The sequence below is a fragment of the Runella sp. SP2 genome (assembly GCF_003711225.1).
Lineage (GTDB): Bacteria > Bacteroidota > Bacteroidia > Cytophagales > Spirosomataceae > Runella.
The window spans coordinates 2,096,406-2,118,036 of sequence record NZ_CP031030.1 but is presented as its reverse complement, the minus strand read 5'-3'; the positions used below and the strand labels follow the sequence as shown (position 1 = coordinate 2,118,036).

The 21,631-nt window shown below is 42.8% G+C and carries 18 protein-coding genes; 5 read left to right on the top strand and 13 right to left on the bottom strand.

The features are described from left to right. Positions 1 to 114: 114 nt before the first annotated feature. The 4 genes from DTQ70_RS08850 to DTQ70_RS08835 form a co-directional block, all read right to left on the bottom strand. Positions 115 to 516: a hypothetical protein gene (locus DTQ70_RS08850; protein WP_122930481.1), complete on the bottom strand. Its 402-nt coding sequence runs from the start codon at positions 514 to 516 to the stop codon at positions 115 to 117. 563 nt (positions 517 to 1,079) lie between these two features. Continuing rightward, complete coding sequence (locus DTQ70_RS08845) at positions 1,080 to 3,635, bottom strand: serine hydrolase (protein WP_122930480.1); 2,556 nt, start codon at positions 3,633 to 3,635, stop codon at positions 1,080 to 1,082. Between the two features lie 72 nt (positions 3,636 to 3,707). After that, the gene (gene infC, locus DTQ70_RS08840) at positions 3,708 to 4,262 is read right to left on the bottom strand and encodes a translation initiation factor IF-3 (RefSeq protein ID WP_051397838.1); all 555 of its coding nucleotides are present in this window, start codon (positions 4,260 to 4,262) and stop codon (positions 3,708 to 3,710) included. Positions 4,263 to 4,391: 129 nt separating this feature from the next. Continuing rightward, positions 4,392 to 5,354 (bottom strand): hypothetical protein, encoded by a 963-nt coding sequence (locus DTQ70_RS08835; RefSeq protein ID WP_122930479.1) that lies wholly within the window; start codon positions 5,352 to 5,354, stop codon positions 4,392 to 4,394. An 83-nt stretch (positions 5,355 to 5,437) separates the two neighbouring features. On the opposite strand from DTQ70_RS08835, the gene DTQ70_RS08830 reads away from it, so the two are divergent. Then, entirely contained in the window at positions 5,438 to 6,469 is a 1,032-nt protein-coding gene (locus DTQ70_RS08830) for an RluA family pseudouridine synthase (RefSeq protein WP_122930478.1), read from the top strand. Between the two features lie 4 nt (positions 6,470 to 6,473). On the opposite strand, the gene DTQ70_RS08825 is transcribed toward DTQ70_RS08830, so the two are convergent. Beyond that, the gene (locus DTQ70_RS08825) at positions 6,474 to 6,830 is read right to left on the bottom strand and encodes a DUF983 domain-containing protein (RefSeq protein WP_122930477.1); all 357 of its coding nucleotides are present in this window, start codon (positions 6,828 to 6,830) and stop codon (positions 6,474 to 6,476) included. A 104-nt stretch (positions 6,831 to 6,934) separates the two neighbouring features. Here DTQ70_RS08825 and DTQ70_RS08820 point away from each other — a divergent pair, with 104 nt between their 5' ends. Together DTQ70_RS08820 and DTQ70_RS08815 are read left to right on the top strand one after the other, a co-directional pair. After that, the gene (locus DTQ70_RS08820; protein WP_122930476.1) at positions 6,935 to 7,837 is read left to right on the top strand and encodes an AraC family transcriptional regulator; all 903 of its coding nucleotides are present in this window, start codon (positions 6,935 to 6,937) and stop codon (positions 7,835 to 7,837) included. Positions 7,838 to 7,990: 153 nt separating this feature from the next. Beyond that, positions 7,991 to 8,533, top strand: coding sequence for a hypothetical protein (locus DTQ70_RS08815; RefSeq protein ID WP_122930475.1), 543 nt, complete (start codon positions 7,991 to 7,993; stop codon positions 8,531 to 8,533). 67 nt (positions 8,534 to 8,600) lie between these two features. On the opposite strand, the gene kdsA is transcribed toward DTQ70_RS08815, so the two are convergent. The 5 genes from kdsA to DTQ70_RS08790 form a co-directional block, all read right to left on the bottom strand. Continuing rightward, on the bottom strand, positions 8,601 to 9,452 hold the full coding sequence (kdsA, locus tag DTQ70_RS08810) for a 3-deoxy-8-phosphooctulonate synthase (protein ID WP_122930474.1): 852 nt from the start codon (positions 9,450 to 9,452) through the stop codon (positions 8,601 to 8,603). Between the two features lie 223 nt (positions 9,453 to 9,675). After that, positions 9,676 to 10,593, bottom strand: a complete 918-nt coding sequence (locus tag DTQ70_RS08805; RefSeq protein WP_122930473.1) for a MoxR family ATPase — start codon at positions 10,591 to 10,593, stop codon at positions 9,676 to 9,678. Positions 10,594 to 10,840: 247 nt separating this feature from the next. Next, positions 10,841 to 11,971, bottom strand: coding sequence for an amidohydrolase family protein (locus tag DTQ70_RS08800; protein WP_122930472.1), 1,131 nt, complete (start codon positions 11,969 to 11,971; stop codon positions 10,841 to 10,843). A 241-nt stretch (positions 11,972 to 12,212) separates the two neighbouring features. Continuing rightward, positions 12,213 to 12,689, bottom strand: a complete 477-nt coding sequence (gene ispF / locus DTQ70_RS08795) for a 2-C-methyl-D-erythritol 2,4-cyclodiphosphate synthase (RefSeq protein WP_122930471.1) — start codon at positions 12,687 to 12,689, stop codon at positions 12,213 to 12,215. A 7-nt stretch (positions 12,690 to 12,696) separates the two neighbouring features. Further along, positions 12,697 to 13,935 carry a pitrilysin family protein gene (locus DTQ70_RS08790; protein ID WP_122930470.1) on the bottom strand — a complete coding sequence of 413 codons (1,239 nt, stop codon included), beginning with the start codon at positions 13,933 to 13,935 and terminating at the stop codon, positions 12,697 to 12,699. A gap of 135 nt (positions 13,936 to 14,070) precedes the next feature. Here DTQ70_RS08790 and DTQ70_RS08785 point away from each other — a divergent pair, with 135 nt between their 5' ends. Then, on the top strand, positions 14,071 to 15,207 hold the full coding sequence (locus tag DTQ70_RS08785; protein ID WP_229600098.1) for an ABC transporter substrate-binding protein: 1,137 nt from the start codon (positions 14,071 to 14,073) through the stop codon (positions 15,205 to 15,207). A 4-nt stretch (positions 15,208 to 15,211) separates the two neighbouring features. Here the strand turns inward: DTQ70_RS08785 and DTQ70_RS08780 are convergent, their stop codons facing one another. The 3 genes from DTQ70_RS08780 to DTQ70_RS08770 all read right to left on the bottom strand — a co-directional run bounded on the left by DTQ70_RS08780 (position 15,212) and on the right by DTQ70_RS08770 (position 18,267). Then, on the bottom strand, positions 15,212 to 15,772 hold the full coding sequence (locus tag DTQ70_RS08780) for a hypothetical protein (protein WP_122930469.1): 561 nt from the start codon (positions 15,770 to 15,772) through the stop codon (positions 15,212 to 15,214). Positions 15,773 to 15,843: 71 nt separating this feature from the next. After that, on the bottom strand, positions 15,844 to 17,358 hold the full coding sequence (locus DTQ70_RS08775; protein WP_122930468.1) for a gluconokinase: 1,515 nt from the start codon (positions 17,356 to 17,358) through the stop codon (positions 15,844 to 15,846). Positions 17,359 to 17,385: 27 nt separating this feature from the next. After that, positions 17,386 to 18,267, bottom strand: coding sequence for an AraC family transcriptional regulator (locus DTQ70_RS08770; RefSeq protein WP_122930467.1), 882 nt, complete (start codon positions 18,265 to 18,267; stop codon positions 17,386 to 17,388). Positions 18,268 to 18,443: 176 nt separating this feature from the next. Here DTQ70_RS08770 and DTQ70_RS08765 point away from each other — a divergent pair, with 176 nt between their 5' ends. Next, positions 18,444 to 21,605 (top strand): SusC/RagA family TonB-linked outer membrane protein, encoded by a 3,162-nt coding sequence (locus DTQ70_RS08765; RefSeq protein WP_122930466.1) that lies wholly within the window; start codon positions 18,444 to 18,446, stop codon positions 21,603 to 21,605. Positions 21,606 to 21,631 lie beyond the last annotated feature (26 nt).

Genomic DNA, 21,631 nt, shown 5'->3' with positions numbered 1-21,631 from the left:
ACAGGCACTTTGTTTATGTTTGGTGCGTAGTCTTGAAGACAACGCACAACGGTTTAAACTTTTGTACCTCAGAATACTTCGACGAAATGGGGAAGTTATAAATATACTTCTACGCTAATCTTTACTCGGAACACCTCGAACAACAGGGGAACTTGTAAATTCAAAATCTTCACAAATTATATAAAAATTCGATTTCCTTATCTCATCTAAATCCGTCAAATTCTCACCCCAAGGAATAAAATCAAAAACGTATAAACCGCTTATTTTTAAAATATTACAGTCTAACACAGTAATGTGATTAGTAGCCCCCATAGATTCGTAAAACTTAAATTTCTTTATTTTATTAAATTTGATTAAAATATTTTCATATACGTTAAAATTAGAATACTCAATATTTCTTGCAATTACTTCTAATTCCATAAAATTTTCAATGTATTCGAGTTTATAATTTAACCTTTCTATGACTACATCACAAAAAGAGCCATATTTTTTTTTAAATAATACTGTTTTGTCCATTTTAATTGCCTAATGGTTTAGAGGGTGTTACACCAGTTGGAAAATGTAACCAATCAACTGGCGTTTGATTGTTGGGTATATGTGGAATTGTACCTGTACTATATGGTGCCCCATATTGATTTGATTAGGTGGAAAAATATGAGCATGTCCAGATTCTGCACCTATGCCGTGATTTTTAAAATCTACGGGTGAAACTATTTGACCTTTACTATTTGTAACTGTATTCTGAACTGCAACTTTTGGGGCTGAGCTAGCAACCTGAGTATATTGTGCACTTGCATTATTCTATTGTTTTTTCATTCATTCCCAACATGCAGGGCAATCTCCATTAGAGTCACTATAACAAACTGGGTTATTATAACCATACTGGTAAGGTACTTAGGCTTTCTTATCCTGCTAGATAAGGGCTTGGGTCAACGGATATGAAGCGTCCAGTCGGTGGGTCGTACATTCGTTTCATCAAATCTACCTAGCCTGTTTCAGGTTGTTCCTCATGTCCTAAGAACTTAAATTTATTTACAGTTCTATCTACGGCATTAATGGCTAATCCAAAAGCGTAGTAATCATTTTCCCCTCCCAATAAAAACCCCAGACCGCTTCCCTGTCGATTTTTGGGTGTGATATACTTCTTCGCCATTGACCCAAACCCGTTCGATGCCCGAAGAAAGAGCCGTTGGGTTTTGAATGGACGCATTGCCGTTGACCACATTGGGGTCAAACAATACCAAGTCGGCATAAAAAGCGGGTTGAATGAGTCCTCTTTGCCGAATCCCTAGGTTTTCTGCCGTTAAGGAAGTCATTTTCTGAATCGCCGTTTCTAGGAGTATGAGTTTCTTTTCACGAACATAGTTTCCCAACACCCGAGTAAACGCCCCGTACCCTCGCGGGTGCCCGCCCCAACCGCCATCCGAACAAATCGTCGTGAAGGGCCACGCCAAAAAATTGGCGACGTCTTCTTCACTCATAGATTTTCCCATGATGGTTTCGGTACTTCCCTTAAAATCAGGATTTTTTTCGTCAAAATCAGCCGCTTCCGCAATCAGTCCCATGAGCGTTTTGGACGTTGTTTCTTTTCGGATAGCGGCAATTTCTGAGATGGTTTTCCCCACGTACGCAGCGTTGGGGGCATACCTCACCAATACCGAACCAGAAGGGTCAAACAATTGGTTAACGGCAAATTCGGCACTTTCGGCGTTGGTATAATCCCGTTTTGGAAACAACACCCGCAAGGTCGAATTCCAAAAATCGTAGGGATAACAATCGGCAGTGATGTTGATTCCTTGCGCTCGGGCTTTTTGCAATGTCCCCAACACTTCCCGCGAACGCCCCCACTGATCACGTTTGGCGATTTTGATGTGAGAAATCTGCACAGGCATGTTGGTTTGCCGCCCAATCTCAATAATTTCGTCCAAGGCTTCATCAAACCCAATGTCTTCGCTACGAATGTGGCTCATATATCTTCCGCCCGCTTTGGCTGCGACTTTGGCCAATTGCAGCACCTCATCACGGTTGGAGAAAAACGCCGATTCATATTCCAATCCCGTCGCCAACCCCAACGAACCTTTTTCCATTTCGGACTTGAGTTCGCGCTTCATTTTCTCAATTTCGTCGGTTTTAGCGGTTCGGAACAAACTTTTCGCCCCCATCGCTTTGGCACGTAGGGTAGAGTGCCCTGTATAGGTGGCCACGTTGACTGCCACGGGCTGTTGCTTCATTCGCTTTTGGAGGGTGTCAATCGGATAGCTACTTCCATCTTGCCCAATCACAATAGTCGTAATTCCCTGACTCACCAAGGCTTCGGCATCAGGGCGGTTTTCTAGTCCGCCAAAATGATGGCTGTGGGCATCAATAAACCCAGGGGCTAACACCAACCCGTTGGCATCGGTTACTTTTTCTCCCACGTAGGGCTGCAAATCACCAACTTCCCAAATTCGATTGTTTTTTATACGAACAGCACCAGCATAAGAGGCGAGGCCCGTCCCGTCCACGATTTTGGCGTTGGTAATGAGTTCAGTGGTAGGGAGTTTGGCAATTTTTCCTTCTAAAATCTGTTGCGCTACCCGAATCGCCGTTCCGTCTTCCGAGCTCGTGAGGGCAATAAACGTCCATTTCTGCGCCAGGTGCCGTTCAATAATCGTTTGAAAACCAACCCAACCTCCCGTATGCGAAACTTTCAATCCTTCTTTATCTAACCCCCACCCAAAGCCATACCACGAAAACGAGCTATCGTTGAGTTTGGCAGGCTTAAAAGCATCTTGCAGCGTCGCTTTTTTAATCAGTTTTTCGGTCAACAATGCCTGTTCCCAAATCAACAAATCTTCGACAGAAGAATACACGTTGCCATCTCCCCAAACGCCATCCAAACGTATCAAATCATTTGGTACATATTTTCCGTTGACACGTTTTGAACCATAGACCCTATTTTCGGGCGATTTGGGCATGGTAAGGGTGTAGATGTAGGTATTTTTTAATCCCAACGGCTGCACAATTTTCCGTTCAAAATAGCGCTGAATAGGCTCAGCTGTCAATTTTTCAATTAAACAGGCCAACAAAATATATCCCGTATTGCAGTACGAAAATTGGGAATTGGGTTGAAACTGCAACGGCGGACGGTGATTTTTGAGCAATTTCAAGACACCTTCATTTGTTAAGGTATCAAGTGTGGTGTTATACTGCGCTGCCAAATCGAAGTACTCGGGCAACCCGTGGGTGTGATTCAACAAATGCCGAATCGTGATGGTATCGTAAGGAAAATCAGGCAGGTGGTGTTTTAGCTTATCATCGTAGTTGAGTTTTCCTTCTTCTTTGAGCATCATAACCATCATGCTCGTAAACTGCTTTGAAACCGAAGCTAGGTTGAAGGCGGAGGCCGTTGTCAAGGATTGAGTAGCGTTGGCAGCTACCGTTCCAAACGCTTTTTTATACACCGTTTTTCCTTCTTTAGCCACCAAAAATGTCCCATTCAACATGCCACGTTGGTGGAGTAAGGTTAAAGAGGAGTCTAGCGTAGCGAGTTTTTGAGCATTGGGTTGGGCCATTGCAGTACCCAAAGCAGTCAAGGCAAGGCATAACCACCAAGCCTTACGAGTCCATTGATGAAGTGTGCTGTACAAAGCCATTTTTTATCAGTTATAAAAAAAGCGTGAGACCGAAATGGGCTCACGCTTTTTAAAGTTATAGATGATACGCAACTACTTTTTCAACGCCTTGGGCGTCAAAATCATACTCATGCGTTTACCTTCCAATTTTGGTTCAAGTTCTACTTTCCCCACCTCTTCCAATGCTTTAGCAAAACGCTCAAGAAGTTTATAGCCTTGGTCTTTAAATACAATCTCACGACCAGAGAATTGCACATACGCTTTTACTTTTGCTCCTTCTTTGAGGAAGTTAAGTGCATGTTTCAATTTAAAATCGTAATCATGATCATCAGTCGTTGGACTAAAGCGAATCTCTTTAATCACAACTTTCTGAGCATTGGCTTTGATTTCCTTTTGCTTTTTCTTTTGCTCGTACTTGAACTTTGAGTAATCAATGACCTTACAAACAGGTGGAACAGCATTAGGCGAAATTTCTACCAAGTCTAAGTTCTGTTCCTCCGCCATTTTAAGTGCTTGTTGGATGTCAAAAATTCCTTGTGGAACGTTTTCTCCAACCATCCGCACTTGTGGTACACGGATACGTTCATTAATACGGTACGGTTCTTCTTGTCTTACTGGGCGAAAAGGTCTGCGTTGTTGTTGAGCCATTCAATAATTAAATTATGGTAATCTTGTGTTTGATGCGAAAACTAACGAATAGTTGAATTTTCTACAAAAATTTGGTGAAAAAAGTTTAAAATTTAGTGCAAAGTTAAAATTTCTTGCGAAACTTCCAGCTTATTTGACTTTGAAAGTCGTGGTACCGATGCGGAAACCTTCACAATACAACTCAATCGTGTGTTCGCCTTTTTTCAATGGCACACCTGCTCTTGAGTAAATGATAGACCCTTGCGAACCGTCATTGCTGTAGTTAAGGGATTGTTTTGCAGTATATACAGTCTCGCGACCACTGTACAAAAACGTACCTGAACCCGTCGCCATGTCTGCCATAACTGCTCCTTCAGGATCCAAGATTCTTAAATAAACGTCACGGTTTCCGTTTTTCGCAATTGGATTGCCCGCCAAATCAAAATCCACTTTCAACTTGTCAATGCGTTTTGCGCGGTAGCTTCCGCCGTCGCGCTCTTTACCTTTTGAAGAAACTGCATTTACTTCAATTTTTTCGGCTTTCAACGCAGAGGCAATCGTTACTTTGTCAGAGAGTTCTTTATTTTTGGTACTCAAATTACCGACTGAGTCCTCAAATGTACGTTGAAGCGTTGCTTTTTCACCCTCAAGTCCCGACACTTTGCTCGAAAGTTCTTGATTTTGAGCGGTTACGATACCCAACTCCTCTTTCAACTTTGCAATGTCTTGGTCTTTCTGGGCCAAAATTGCTTCGTAATTGGCAATTTTTTGTTTGTATTTTGACACATCTACCGACGCTGCCGTTGCTGAATTTTTCAACGCAGCCCGATCGCGGTCAAGTTGTTGTTTCAACGTAATCAATGAATCAACTTGTCCTCCTAACTGCTGAATTTCAGCGATTTTCAGGTCTAGTTGAGCCGAAATTGAGTCAAGTTTCATTTTGGTAGCCACGACTTCTTCCGTTTTTGCCGCAATCACCGTTTCTTGTTCTTTATTCTTTTCCCGTTCTTTGTAGAAAAAATAAATTAACACCACGTTGAGTAGCGCTAAAATCGCTAGTGCAGCAAGGAGCAGGCTTTTGCGGTCATTCTTTTGTCCTTGATTGTAGTCCATAATGTTTGTTAATTAGTTAGAGTAGTTACCGCCCAAGAAACGTGAGCCTTGGGAATTTATTGCGAAAAATAACAAAAAATTCAATGTCAGAAAATCAGCTCCCCCCCAACGAAGACGAGGAAGAAGAATATTACGAGCATCACCGCATTGTGGCCGACAAAGGTCAGACCTTGATGCGAATCGACCACTACCTCAAACATCATCTTTCGGGAGTCACACGGACTAAGCTTCAAAATGCGATTGAGACTGAATCGGTCAAAGTTAATGATAAACCTGTAAAGTCAAGCTATAAAGTAAAACCGTTTGATATTATAACGATTGCGATGCCACATCCTCCGAGGGTTACGGAGATTTTGGCCGAGAATATTCCGCTTTCAATCACCTACGAAGACCCCGAAGTACTGGTGCTCAACAAACCCGCAGGGATGGTTGTGCACCCTGCGTACGGCAACTGGAACGGCACCGTGGTTAATGCACTTTTATATCATTTTGAAAATTTGCCTACGGGGCGAAACGGAGAAGCGCGCCCTGGCCTGATTCACCGAATCGACAAAGACACGTCGGGTCTTTTGGTTATTGCCAAAACCGAATATGCAATGGCCCACGTGGCCCGACAGTTTTTTGAACACACCACTGAGCGTACCTATTATGCCATCATTTGGGGAATTCCTAAAGACGAAAAAGGGACAATTGTGGGGCACATTGGCAGAAGTGCCCGCGACCGAAAAATAATGGCCGTTTATACCGATGGAAGTCAGGGCAAGCACGCCGTTACCCACTACGAAGTACTTGCTACCTATAAATATGTATCGCTCATCAAATGCAAATTAGAAACGGGTCGAACGCACCAAATTAGGGCACACTTTCAGTTTTTGGGTCATCCGCTTTTCGGTGATCCTGTTTATGGCGGCGATAAAATCTTGCGCGGTACGACGAGCGGAAGCTACCGAGCTTTTGTGGACAATTGTCTCCAGATTATGCCTCGGCAGGCGCTTCACGCCAAATCGCTCGGCTTTCAGCACCCTCGTACCAAGCAGTGGCTACAGTTTGATTCCGAACTGCCAGAGGATTTTAGGATAGTACTGGAGAAATGGGAAAAATACGCCAATCAGTAGTCTTTTATTCCACTACGCCCGAAAACAAATAAAGCCAAAGCAAGCGCGCCATTCTGAAATTGAACGGAAATAATCCTAAAACGGCAACGATACTCGCTATTAGGTTCGAAATGGCCAAGGCGTCAACCTTAAATATTAGAATGCAAATGGCATAAACGATGGCCATTTCGAAGGTAGCAAGGGCATAACTAACGTACATCGCCCCCCAATAAAACCCCGGTTCTTTGCTAAAGTTATGCCCGCAATGTGGACAATTCTCTTTCATCGTTGCAGGACGAAATGAAAGTAAGTTATTGGTTGAAAAAACTTGGCCTTGGTGGCATTTGGGACACTTATTTTGAACTACATGAATCAGTGACATGGATGTATTTGTTTTTTGAAATACAAAAATAAAGTCAAGAGTAGAAAGATTTGGTTTATTTTTGTAGCAAAAAATAGGACAATACAGACATCATTAAAATCAACATGAAAGATATTCCTATTTATGGCATCACCGAGTTTACCGAAGCAGACCTCTCCAAGGTGTTGTATGTCAATAACCTAAAAAAACACCTAGCTACTCACCAATTTGTCAACCACCCTCATAAACATAGCACCTACATAACTGTTTTCTTTACTTCTGGCCAAGGTACGCACGAAATTGATTTCCAAACCTATCCCGTACAACCTGGCAGTTTGTTTTTACTCACTCCTGGTCAAGTGCATTGTTGGAATTTGTCAGATGATGCCGACGGGTTTGTCGTTTTTCATACCGAAGGTTTTTATAATAATGCTTTTTTAACTCGAAGAATAAGTGATTTTCCTTTCTTTTATCTGCAAACCAACTACCCCGTCATCTATCTTACATCCGTAGAACAATCAGCCCTCTCTCCTATTTTTCAGTGGATTTATGAGGAGTCGCGGTACGAACTTCCGTTCAAATCTCCAAAACTTATTTCATTAATAGACGTGCTTTACATCGAATTGGCACGGGTTTACTCAGATAATCGTAAAAAAGGAGAGGAATATTCTCACTACTACATTCAAATCAAAAAATTAGAAAAACTGATTGAAGAAAACTTTCGGCAGTTAAAATTTCCCAAAGAGTATGCTGATTTGATGAATATGACAACGCGGCATTTGAACCGAATTTGCCAACAGAATCTCAACCAAAGTACAGGTAAGCTGATTTTAAATCGCACCATCATCGAAGCCAAACGAATGCTAGTCCACAGCGACACTTCGGTAAATGCAGTTGCCGATTATTTAGGCTATGACGATTACTCCTATTTCGTTCGGCTTTTTAAGAAAGAAGTGGGAGAAACACCCAAGCAATTTCAGCTTCGTTTGGCCTCCGAAAGGGTATTAGAACGAGTGAGTCTTTTCTAAAAAATAACTATTTCAAAAACATATTGCATTTTATTAGGAAAAATGAATAATTAAACAGAAGTTCAACCTATCAATTGACGGTAAAGTTTTCGTACACACCCTGTTAGAAGCGAAGGTAAATTCATTTTCTTTCATCTAAACTCTTCCAAAATTATGAAAACTGTCATGTACGCTCTCCGTCTGTTTTTGTGTGCTTTTTCTTCATGTCAAACTGCCGATAGCAAGGCTACTTCAAACCTAGACGAGGAAAAAGAGAAAAAAGCGATTTTGCAAACGATTGAAAACGAAACGAACTGTTTTTTTAACGGTGACTACAATTGTTGGAAAGAAAATTTCATTCAAGCCAATTATGCTTTTCAAGTTTGGAGTGATGCAAGCGGTGCATTCGACCCCAAAATCGGCTGGAATGAGGTGGACGATAAAATTGGACGGTATATTGAAGACAACAAAGTAGGACAAGGCGGTAGTAATAACCCGAAAGTGATTCGCAAAGGAATGATTGTGAAGTTTTTCGGCGACAATGTCGCTTATTTAATTTGGCACCAGTACAATGCCGACAAGAAAATGAAGCATTTTATTCACAGTACCGAAACCCGTATTATGGAAAAACAAGACGGTAAATGGAAAATTGTAAATGTCACGGCGTTGTGGGATAGAAACCAAACTATCCCGATGGACAGCATCACCGCAGAGTAAATTTTATACTTAAACCTATGAGGTTTTTGACAAATTTTATGATAAAACCTCATAGGTTTAACAACGACTAAGCCAATTCTTGAGCCGAAGCACGGTATTTTACTTCTACGTTGTGCAATTCAATCAACGGCTTCAAAAACTCTTCTAAGTAATTAATATCCAACTGACTAGCGGCATCGCAAAGGGCTTCAGACGGGCAAGTATGTGCTTCTACAAAAAGACCATCTACCCCTGCTGCCACGCCCGCACGTGCCAAAACTGGCAAATACTCGCGCGCGCCTCCCTTGCTGTCTTTCGACGGAATACCATACTTACGAATGGCGTGGGTCACGTCAAATACGACAGGATAACCCGTTTTGTTCATGTGGTAAAAACTACGTGGATCCACAATCAAATCGTTGTATCCAAACGTATAGCCACGTTCCGTCAAGATAATTTTGTCATTGCCACTGTCTTCGATTTTCTTCACAGGGTGCTTCATATTCTCAGGCGCCAAGAACTGACCATGCTTCAAATTCACCACTTTACCCGTTTTGGCAGCGGCCACCACGAGGGTTGTTTGCATACACAAATACGCAGGGATTTGAAGTACATCAACCACTTCGGCCACGGGCGCACATTGTTCAGGATAGTGTACGTCAGTCAAAAGCGTGAAGCCGAATTGCTCCTTCACTTTTGCCAAAATACGAATTCCTTCTTCCAATCCAGGCCCCATGTAGTAGTCTAGGCTACTGCGGTTGTCTTTCATAAACGAAGACTTGTAAATGATTTTAATTCCCAAACGTTCCGAAATTTCTTTCAAACGTTCAGCCACGGTCATCATAATTTTCTCGTCTTCAATGACACATGGCCCCGAAATCAAGAACAACTCGTCGGTTCCGCACTCAATATCGCCTACGCGAACGATTTTCTTTTGCATTTTTTATAATTGATTCAGTATGTTTTCAATTTTCACCAAACGTCCGCCGCCCAAATGGGGTTTTGGGAGTTTTTTTTCTGTTTCTACAAAGGTTTTGCCTCTCCGAGGCTGTTTTTATATTGTCACCCAATTTATCATTTGCTGGATATTTTGGGCTGAAAGTTGCATAATGCTTGCAATTTTTACGCACAAAAATGGGCGATTTTATCGGCTTATACAATTTTTAAGCGTCCTCCCACTTCGACTTGATTCCTACTTTCTCGAAAAGTTCCGACAAGCTCAACTGGGTCTGACGAATATCTTGCCAATCTTTTAGCACTACGCCTAGGGTTGATTCCACCAACGATTTTTCGAGGTGTTGGATGTGCATCCCCGCCAATGCTTCGGCCCAATCGAGGGTTTCGGCGATGCCTGGTACTTTGTTAAGTCGCTGTTGGCGAAGCTCTTGCATAAACGCCGTAATCTGACGCGCAAGCGTAGCGTCAATTTGTTCCACTTTTGATTTGACAATGGCTAGTTCTTTTTCAAACGGCGGATAATCGATCCACAAATACAAGCACCGACGCCGAAGTGCCTCCGAAAGTTCGCGGGTACGGTTTCCTGTCAAAATTACGTGGGGAATATGCGTTGCCTTGATTGTACCAATTTCTGGAATGGTAATTTGCCAGTCCGACAGCATCTCAAGCAAAAAACTTTCAAATTCTTCGTCTGCCCGATCTACTTCATCAATCAAAAGCACAGGTGCTTTCGGTTGCGTCAACGCTTTTAATAACGGTCGTTTTAGCAAAAATTTTTCGCTAAACAGCGTATTTTCTATCTTCCCAAAAGGGTCTTCATTGCTATATTCTCCCGTTGGGGGCAAGGGTGCTACTTTCAAATACAACAATTGATGTTGATAATTCCACTCGTAAATAGCATGGTTTGCATCTAATCCTTCATAGCACTGCAAACGAATCAGTTCTGTTTCCAGTGCCTGCGCCATCACCTTTGCAATCTCCGTTTTTCCGACTCCCGCTGGCCCTTCAATGAGCAAGGGTTTACGAAGTTTCATGGCTAAATAGACCGACATAGCCACGTACTCGTCGGCAATATATCCCCGAGTTTGGAGCAAAGTCTGGACGGAGGCAAGGGTTTGAGACATTTTTGAGTGTCGAGTTTTACAAGGTCAGACCAACGGTCAGACCTTGTTTTATCTTAATTAATTGAAGTGCAGAGGGTTGCTCACAACCCGATGCGTTTTACCAGGTCAGACCTGGTTTTATCTTATTTGTTAGACAAAGTCTGACCTGATTCTTTAATTTTTATGCGGTCTGACCGTCGGTCTGACCCTGTTTCCCTTGTGACCGTTGGTCTGACGAGGTCTGACCAACGGTCTGACCTCGTCTCTTTTACTCAGGAAACTGCGATTTATCAATGGCAGGAATGAGTTTGATGGCATTCTTATAATACACTTTTTTCAGCACTTCGTCAGGCAAACCCATGCCGTACATACGCCAGAAAGCATGGTATTTTTTGTGGTAGGGAAAGTATTCATCTTCCGTTTCTAGTACTCGGAAATACGTAGCGTACTCAGAAGGAACCCAACTGTCTTTTCCAAAAAGAATTTTATCCTGCCATTTTACAAAAAACTGCTTAGCCGCGCGGGGTTGACGCCCCAACTCGGCGATAACAGCGCCAATTTCCACGTACATATTTGGAAAACGGGTCATCAAACTATCTAGTTTTCGCAAATCATTAGGATACCAACCCATGTGGGCATTAATAAATTTGGTTTTGGGATGACGCGCAAAAACCGCGTGTTGTTCCTTCATCAACGAATCAAACGGAACGGGGTCGTTATTACCACGCTTGCGTCCTGCGTGGGTTTTAAGCTCTAACCAACGTTCATTGTATCGGTCGAGGGGATCCCAAAACGATTTAGGGTCGGCTGTGTGAATAATGACGGGGATACCAAGTTCTCCGCACTTTGCCCAGATTGGGTCTAAACGCGGGTCACTTACGGCTACGCGTTTTCCATCGGTATCTTTTATTCCACTAAAACCCAAACTTTTATATACTTTCATCCCTACCGCTCCCGCTTTCACGTCTTCCTCAACTTGTTTGGCGGCTCTCTCACCGTAGCCTGGCGAACCTACTCCTTTTAATTCAGGGTTGGTGAACACCATAAAACGCTTAGGATAATTCTTTTTTACGTTGTCAAGCATTCCTTTTATAGTCGTTGTTCCTTCTTCCCACTGCTGCGACCATCCGCGTCCGCTCAAATTTACCATTACACCCATATTCAAAGCATCCATCTCAGCCACCAATTTTGACAAATCTTGGTTTGACATGCTGTATTGGTGGTTGTGGATGTCGATAAAAGGGTATTTAGAACGCGTAAGCTTATGTTCCGATACTTTCAGCGTCGAGACGGGGTCGTATTCTTCAAAACCTAGAGGTTGCTCAATTTGTCCTCCGTTGGTCTGAGCAACAGCACTAAGTGAGCCCAATAAATACAGAAAGGTGAAGTGTTTTTTCATCATTATTTTTGTGTCAAGGAATTTAGATAACTTTCAATTTGCGTTACAAAAACTTTTGCTTCTTCAAACATAGCATGTGCTACACGGATGTATGGTTAAATGCACGATATGGTAACGTTTTTTTTAAAACACATAGAAAATAGTAGGATAAACACATAGTAAACATAGACAGTCTTTTGTGCGCTATGTGAAAAATTCTATATGGACTATGTGTTTACATTTTCATATTTATCAAAAATTGCTAACTATAAATCAACGCAACACAATGGGCGGCAATGCCTTCTTTTTTTCCAACAAAACCCAAATGCTCAGAAGTAGTGGCTTTTATAGAAATATCCTCAATATCAATGGCCATGACCTTCGAAAGGCATTCCTTCATCGTCGGAATGTGCGGATTAAGTTTGGGTTCTTGAAGCACGACTGTCACGTCAACGTTCCCAACTTCGTAGCCTTTTTCACGAATCATTTCCATGACTTTCGCCAACAACAACTTGCTATCAACGCCTTTCCATTGGGGATCTTTGTCCGAGAAATGGTACCCAATATTGCGCATATTGGCCGCCCCAAGGAGGGCATCACACAGCACGTGACAAACTACATCGGCATCGGAGTGACCTTTGGCTCCGTGGGTGTGGGGGATTTTAATTCCACCCAACCAAAAATCTCGCCCTTCTTCCAATTGATGCACGTCGTAGCCTTGTCCAATTCTATATTTCATACGTTTGTTAGTTTACTGCGCGGTAATACATCGTTGAACAATTGTTTTTAGAAAGCACTTTTTGGGCCATTTCTTGAATGTCTTTGGCCGTTACTGCCTGAATTTTAGCCGCTTCTTGATTGACTAAATCTGGATTCCCAGCGTTAGCGGCATAGGCTAAGTTCATCGCACGATTGAGTAATTCAACTTCCGAAAACGCCAACGTTGACTCTGCTTGGTTTTTCACTTTTGCCAATTCTTTTTCATCCAACGCAACCTCCACCAACTCCTGCAAAACATCCTCCACGGCAGCATTGGCTTCATCCAACGTTACTCCAGCATTGAGATTTCCTTGAATTACTAATAAACCTGGGTCAATGGACGAGGTATTGTAGGCATTGATATTGGAGAACAACTGTCTTTCTTTCAGTAGTTTTTGGTACAAACGCGCCGATTTTCCTCTTCCTAAGATATCACTTAATAAATCGGCCGTGTAAAAGTCGTCCTCAAAACGCCCAGGAATGTGGTACGTTTTATATAGCGCATTCAGCGGCACTTTGGCTTCAGTTTCTAAAAAACGTGCCGACGTTTGGAGTGGTTCGGCAGGTAAATTGCGTACGTATTGCTCCCCCGCAGGAATAGAACCAAACCATTTTTCGGTCAATGCTTTCACTTGTGGAACAGTGACATCCCCTGCCACAACCATGATGGCATTGTTTGGCAAATAATATTTGTAGAAAAACGCTTTGACATCCTCCATCGTAGCCTCTTCGATATGGCTAATTTCTTTGCCAATTGTTGCCCAACGATACGGATGTACTTGATAAGCCAATGGTCTAAGTTTCAACCAAACGTCGCCGTAGGGTTGGTTCAAATAGCGCTGTTTAAACTCTTCCACCACCACTTTTTGTTGAATTTCGAGTACTTTTGGATCAAAAGATAGACTCATCATTCGGTCTGATTCCAACCAGAAAGCAGTTTCGAGATTAACAGCGGGTAGGGTGATGTAGTAATTGGTAATATCAGCCGAAGTAAATGCGTTGTTTTCGCCGCCTACGGTTTGAAGTGGCTCATCGTAGGATGGAATATTTTTTGACCCCCCAAACATTAAATGTTCAAACAAGTGGGCAAAACCAGTACGTTTTTCCTCTTCATCGCGAGAACCCACATTGTAGAGAATATTTACAGCGGCCAAAGCAGTTGTGTGGTCTTCGTGGACAAATACTTTGAGCCCGTTGTCAAGGGTAAAATGGTCGTAGTGAATCATCGAAAATAATTATCTATCAAAAAAACAGAAGTTAATAAACTCTTTGTTGGTTGTCTAACGTTAGAACCAAAGCGAAAGGTTTCTAACCCTACGCTCAAAAATAGCATTTTCTATCTATTTCGCAGGTACAGCTCCATGAAACGAATGTTTTTAGTAGTTACTCAATTGGTTATTTTTTTATTCATCGCCTTATCTTTCCCTCCACTTCCTGTCCGCGCACAAATTTTATACGATACGCCCACGCAAGAATTGGTACTGGAAGCCATCGACCGTATTTACAATTATGAATTTGCGGCAGTAGAACCCGTTGCTCGTCAAATACGTGCCAAATATCCTAACCACCCCGTGAATGCCATGCTCAAAGCCATGCAAATGCAATGGCAATACTTACCCGTAAAAGACAATAAAGCCATGAGTGGGCAGTACGCAAAACTCCTTGAGGAATGTATTGCCAAAGCAAAAGTGTTAGAAAAAAACGAAAAAACACGTCCCGAAGCTGCGTTTTTCTCAATGGCGGGACATGGATATATTGCGTTGATTCACAACTACAATGATGAAAAAATGAAGGCTGCCAGTGAAGCAAAAAAAGCCTACGATTATGTCATGTCAGGATTCAAATACATGAATAACAATCCTGAGTTTTATTTTTCCTCTGGTCTTTACAATTACTACATGATTCGCTACCCCGAAGACCATCCAATCGTAAAACCCGTTGTGCTGTTTTTCAAAGACGGTAACCGCGAGGAAGGGCTTCGACAAATGGACATTGCGTCCAAAAAAGGGATGTTCACGCGCACCGAATCTTCGTTTTACTTGGCCCGTATCTACCTTAAACACGAGCAGCGTTACGACAAAGCCAGTAGCTACTTGGGGAATCTCGTAGAAAAGTACCCCAACAATCCCATTTTTTTGATGAAACACACCGAAGCATTGCTTCTTTTGGGAAAATACGACGAGGCTCAACCTTTTATTGAAAAATTAAAAAAACGAAACGAGTCGTTCTTTTCACTCGTTTCACACACACTGGAAGGAATGTACCTCGAAAAACAATCACGCAACGACCAAGCTGCTCAACGATTGTACTTAACGGCCATTCGTCAGCCGCGCGACGAAGAATATACCAAAGAGTACCAAGCCTTTGCGTATGCAGGTTTGGCACGAATTGCCATTCGGGCAGGAGATAAAAGAAAAGCTACCGAGTATTACAAAATCGTCAGTGATTTGGCAGAATACAAAGGCACGCTCAAAGAGGCTAAAAACTTCTTAAAATAACGCCTTACTCGATGTGTTTTGCAGAAGCTGACAATTTAACTGAGCTCAAGGAGGCAGCGGGTTGTACTTGCCAATTTTCTCCCAAACGATGAAGGAGTACTCCATTTTCGGCGAAAATCTGTACCCCACCCGTCGGAATTGCCTCTACTCGGACTAAATTTTCGGTAATTGGCGACACTTCTTCGTCCCAACTTATACCGTTCCAGCGAAGTATAGTGCCTTTATTGCCCACAGCCCAACCTTCATCTCGACTCAGCAAAAATACTGAGTTCAAATCTTCGTTGGCAAAAACCAATACTTCGCTCCACTGTTCGCCATCCCAGCGCAATATTGTGGCGTTTTTACCCACAGCCCAGCCAAAATCCGCCGAAAACAGGTACAAAGAAGAAAATGTCTGCGAAGTAGGAACCGAAGCAGACTCCCAATGTTCATTGACCAAACGCTCAATTTTACCATTGGTTGACACACGCCACTCAGATTTTGATAAAACCGAAGTTGAATCTTGCCCCCAAACGGCAATGATGGTAGCGATTACAATCAAAAAAGAGATGATTAATTTTTTCATGGGTCGTTGAGGTTGACATGATTAGTTATAAACACTCAACAATGTCTATCATAAATCATGCCAACTCATAATTACCCTTGCAAAGCCACCAATGCGTCAAAATCATCGGCTAATTTATGGCTTAGTCGGTCAAAAATTTCAGAAAATTGTCCATAACGTTTATGGTTTTTCTCATTGGCAGAATACGTTTCTACCGATTTGATGGTTTGGGCGGCTGCCACTAAGTCTTCATATTTTCCAAGTTTTGTCAAAGCCAACAATGCCGCACCTGCACTTGCGCTATCGTGTTTGTCATTGATATATACCGTTTTACCAAATACATCCGACAGAATTTGGGCAAACAACGGCAGCGTAGCATAGGCTCCGTTGATATACAGATTTTCAATCGAGCGGTATTGTTGCAGCAATTTGCCAATGCTATATACCTCATATACAATACCTTCGACGGTTGCCCGAATAAAATGCCGACGTTCGTGCGTAATATTTACGCCCATGTAAGCACCTCGGGCATTGGCATTCCACAACGGAGCACGTTCGCCTAACAAATAGGGCAAAAATAAAAGCCCCCCCGCTCCCGCTGGAACGCGTTCGGCTTCCATTAACAATTGCTGTACGGCATAGTCCATGTCAAAATGGAGTCCAGATGCCCCAAATTGCTGAACAAACCATTCAAAAACCACGCCGCCGTTGTTAGTCGGCCCGCCCGAAATGTAAGTTCCTTCGGTGAGGATATAGTTAAAAAAACGCTGTTTTTCGTCCACCAACACCTGTTTAGCCGCTACCCGCACAGCACCACTCGACCCAATGGTAATGGTAGCGTCTCCTTCTGTCACTACGCCTGCCCCAAGCGTTGCCAAACAGCCATCGCTCGCCCCTGCAATCACTTTGAGGGTATTGGGCAAACGGAATAGCCGCAGGTATTCTTTTTTAAGTTTAAGTTCGTCAAAATCAATGGCTACTGGTTCTGACAACTGCTGCGGTTTAATTCCAGCGAAATCAAGCGCCGAGGACTCCCAAGACAAATGATGAATATTAAACAAGCCAGTGGAAGACGCCAAGCTATGATCAACCACCAGCTGACCAGTCAATTGATAAACAATATACTCTTTGATAGAAATAAACTTAAAGACTTTTTCAAACCAAGCCGTTGGGGAGTTTGTCCCAAACCACCGAATTTTGACCAAAGGCGACATGGGGTGAATCGGGGTGCCTGTTTGTTCGTATAACTTCACCCCTAGCTCAGAATTTTTAAGGGTAGTTGCTTCATCACGACCTCGGTTATCAGCCCAAATGACGGCGTTACGAAGCGGCACACCGTGTTTGTCGATGGGTAACACACTGTGCATCGAAGCACTAAAAACCAAGGCAACTGGACGATATTTTTTGGAAAGTTCGTCGTTAATTAGTCCTTTTAACGCGTACAAAACTGTCAAAAATATCTGTTCTGGGTCTTGTTCGCTATAATCAGGCTGAGGATGAAACGTTGGGTACGACCCTTGCCGCGCGCCAATCAAATTATTTGAAAAATCAAATGCCGATGCTTTGACTTTTGTAGTACCAATATCAATGGTTATGACACACTCCATATAGATTTTTGATATAAATAAATAAAATTAGTTGTCCCCCGTTTGGCGTTTTCTATAATGCCCAGGGGTATAGCCTGTTAGTTTCTTAAAAGTCGTAGAAAAATGTTGAGATGAATAAAAACCTGTATCGAGGGCAATATCTGTCAGGCTTTTATCGGTTTGGCGGAGTTGGCGCATTGCCTCAGCAATACGAATATTTATCAGATAGTTAAGCGGAGAAAAGCCCGAATACGCCTTTACTTTTTCGGTAAAAGCCGTACTTCCCAACCCTACGACGGTCGCCATTTCTTCCACCGTCCAAGGGTGATCCAAGCTTTGACGAAGCATTTTTTCGAGTTGTTCAAATGCTTGCGGAAAATCGCGTCGTTGGTTTTGTTGTTGACTTTGCTGCCGTACAATCGTTACTAATAGCTCATCCAGCAGTTGATTCACGCGGGTTTGGTAAGCAAACTCTAGTTGTTTTAGTTCTTGCTCAATTTTTGTAATCAGCTCATTGACTTGTTTCAGTTGGTTCAGCACCATCGGGGCGTGCGTACCCATGAGACGCCCCATTAGCTTTTGTTCGTTCTCGTGAATCGCCGACCAACTGCCCAATTGTAGCTCTTTTGTGGGCTCAAAAATGGCTGGTTCTAGTTTTAGCCAAACAAAACTTCCAATTTCTAAGGTATTTGTGGGACTCCCAAGCTGCTGCCAAGGGCATAAAACAACGACATCATTGGGGTATAAAACGTAACGATGATGCTCAATAATCCACTCATATTTCCCTTCTAAGACACACAAAATATAGATTCCACCTTTCACTTGCACAGGCCAATCATTCAGTTTAACTGTCTGATTCTTAACACGAACCAATTCCCTAATGTGGGAAAATTCGGAAGAAGGGAGATGGGTCAGTGTGGTTTTATTCATTTACAGAAAACCTATTTATTAAATTTTTTAAATAAATCATCAAAATATTACAAAATCCTACATCGTCCATTCGTAGAAGTTTTTTGCACTACTCTGCTATTTTTTTGCACTCAGTTCTTTATCCTATCAGTTCTGTTCAACATACCCTTTTAACTTACCAACAATTTAACATGAAGATGAGAAAATTTCTACTCTTGCCCAAAGTCATTTTAGTCATGATGACTTTTCTGGCACTCACAACCACACTTTGGGCCCAAAATCGAATTAGCGGAACGGTGACAAATTCCGCCGACAAATCTCCCCTCGCAGGAGTTTCAGTTGTTGTAAAAGGAAGTACCACAGGAACATCTACCGACGGCAGTGGAAATTATAACCTTTCTGTTCCCAATAACGCAACCCTTGTATTTAGCTTTATTGGTTATGGTTCAAAGGAAATTTCAGTAGGGAACCAAACTCGCATTGACATTTCGCTATCAGAAAGTGCCGAGGCCCTCAACGAAGTCGTAGTGACGGCCTTGGGTATCAAAAAAGAAGCGAAAAAACTTGGTTATGCTACAGCAACTATCAACGCTGACGCGCTCACTGAAAATCGTACGCCCAATTTTATAAACTCACTGCAAGGCAAAATTGCGGGGGTAAATATTTCGGGATTAGGAACTGGACCCGCGGGAACTTCTAAGATTCGTATCCGTGGTCAATCTTCTATTTCTGGGCAAAATAACCCGCTTATTGTCGTCAATGGTATCCCAATCGACAACACTAACTTTGGTACAAACCCTGGAAATGCCGCCGCCGACAACTCGATTGGCGTAAGAGGCGGGGGAAATACCTCAGACGGTGGCGATGGTTTGTCGTCCATTAACCCCGATGACATCGAAAGTATGACTGTCCTCAAAGGTGCTACTGCTGCCGCATTATACGGTTCACGGGCAAAAGACGGGGTACTTATGATCACGACCAAAACAAAGGGTAGTGGCAAGGGTATCGGCGTGAGTTTTAACAGTAACTATACGAACGAAACACCGCTTGATTTTACGGATTATCAGTACGAATACGGCCAAGGTGAAAACGGCGTTCGTCCAACGACCCCCAACCCAACCTCAGGTCAGTGGTCGTTTGGGGAAAAATTCCAACCAGGTATGACGCAGGTGTTGTTTGACAACGTAACCGTTCCATACGTGCCTGTCTATAACCGTATTCGTAAGTTTTTCCGCAACGGTTCAAATTTTACCAACACCGTTAGCTTGTCCTCGGCCAGTGACAAAGGTGGCTTTAACCTTTCGTTTGCTAACATGGACAGTAAAGGAATTGTACCCAATAATAGTTTTAACCGCAAAACCATCAACCTTGGGTATTCTTACGAGTTATCAAAAAAATTGAGTTTTTCAGGAAACATCAACTATTCGAACGAGTACAACAAAAACCCACCGAACATCGCCAACCAAGATAACTCTATTCCGACGGCGCTTTACAACCTAGCCAACTCTATGCCTTTGGATTTGTTGGAAGCGAAGAAATTCAACGCAGCAGGAAATGAGTACATCTATTCGCGATTCCAAAACCGTACCAACCCTTACTTTACCCTTTCTGAACAGTTTCAAAATATTAGACGCGACCGTATTTTTGGCAACATTTCGGTAAAATACAACCTGCTTCCATGGTTGTTTGTCCAAGGTCGTGTGGGGCAAGATTTTTGGTCGCGCGATCAGGATTACAACAACTTCCCAACAGGCCAAGCTTCTATTGCCGCCGCGCCATCAGGTTTTGTAAATGGTACCTATACCCAAGAGTCAAGACGGTTTAGAGAAATTAATACCGACATCTTGATTTCTGGTACCCAAAAGTTTGGTGATTTTGGGGTTGATTTCAACTTGGGTGGAAACAAAATGTACCGTCGTTCGGATTTAAACAGCGTACTTGTCCAAGACTTTGTCGTAAGAGGTTTATATACCGTGATGAACGGACGGGTAAAAGACCCTATTTATGGGCTTTCGGAGCGAGCAGTTAACTCGGTGTATGGTTCGGCAGAATTTTCATACAAAAATGTTTTGTTTGTCAACGCTACTGCGCGTAACGACTGGTTTTCAACCCTTTCTCCCGCCAACCGCAGCATTTTATATCCTTCAGTTTCAGGAAGTTTTGTATTTTCACAAGCATTCAACAGTGTTCCTACTTGGCTTACCTTTGGAAAACTCCGCGCTGCTTATGCTGAAGTGGGAAGCGATACCGACGTATCCCCTTACTCAAACAACTTGTTTTACGGTATCAATGCCAACCTCTTCGGCGGGCAGCCTGTGGGTGGTTCTTCAGGAACAACTACGCTTCCCAACGCCAACCTCCGCCCTATGCGTACGGCCGAAACCGAACTTGGGTTAGAGCTCAAATTGTTTGATAGCCGCGTTTCGTTGGATGCCGCGGTTTATAACAAAATCACCAATGATCAAATTGTATCGGCACAAATTTCGGATGCCTCAGGCTTTATTACGACCCTTATCAACAGCGGAAAAAGCCAAAACCGTGGTTTTGAAATGTTGTTGAATCTTGTTCCTGTAAAAACGCCTAATTTCCAATGGGATTTGACCTTGAATGGTTCATACAACAAAACCAAAGTATTAAGCCTCTTGACTGACACGCCAGGCGAACGTATCACCGTAGGTACGCACGTTTTCAACGGGGAACTTCGTCAAGTGGTTGGTCAAGAAATGGGTCAGATTTATGGTTTTGGCTTTAAGCGCGATGCCAGCGGACAAATGATATTTGGCGGCAACGGTATCCCGCTTCGCACCGACGACCTTATTTCGTACGGCTCTGCTTTACCAAAATGGAACGGTGGTATCAACAACGCTTTCAATTACAAAGGTATTAACCTGTCGTTCTTGGTTGATTTCAAACTTGGCAACACGATGCTTTCGGGTACTAACTTCAACGCAGTACGCCATGGATTGCACAAAATGACCCTAGTGGGCCGCGAAGGTGGTGTATTGGGCGTTGGAGTTAACGCAAGAGGTGAGACAAACACCGTCAAAGCTCCTGTTCAAGATTATTGGTCAGTCGTTCGCTCACTGGCACTTATTGAACCAGTTGTTTATGATGGAGGCTTCTGGAAGCTTCGCCAAATCACTGCTGGATACGACTTTACCCGCTTTTTGCCGAAAAACTTCCCAGTTAAAAACCTAAAGCTTAGTGCAGTTGCCAACAACGTATTTTTGATTAAGAAGTGGGTTGACAACATTGATCCAGATTCATTTGGGTATTCGTCAGACAACCTTGTCGGAATGGAATCAACTGGTTTGCCAACAACGCGTAGTATTGGTTTTAACCTTAATGCGAAGTTTTAACCCCCAAACCCCCGAAGGGGGCTTAT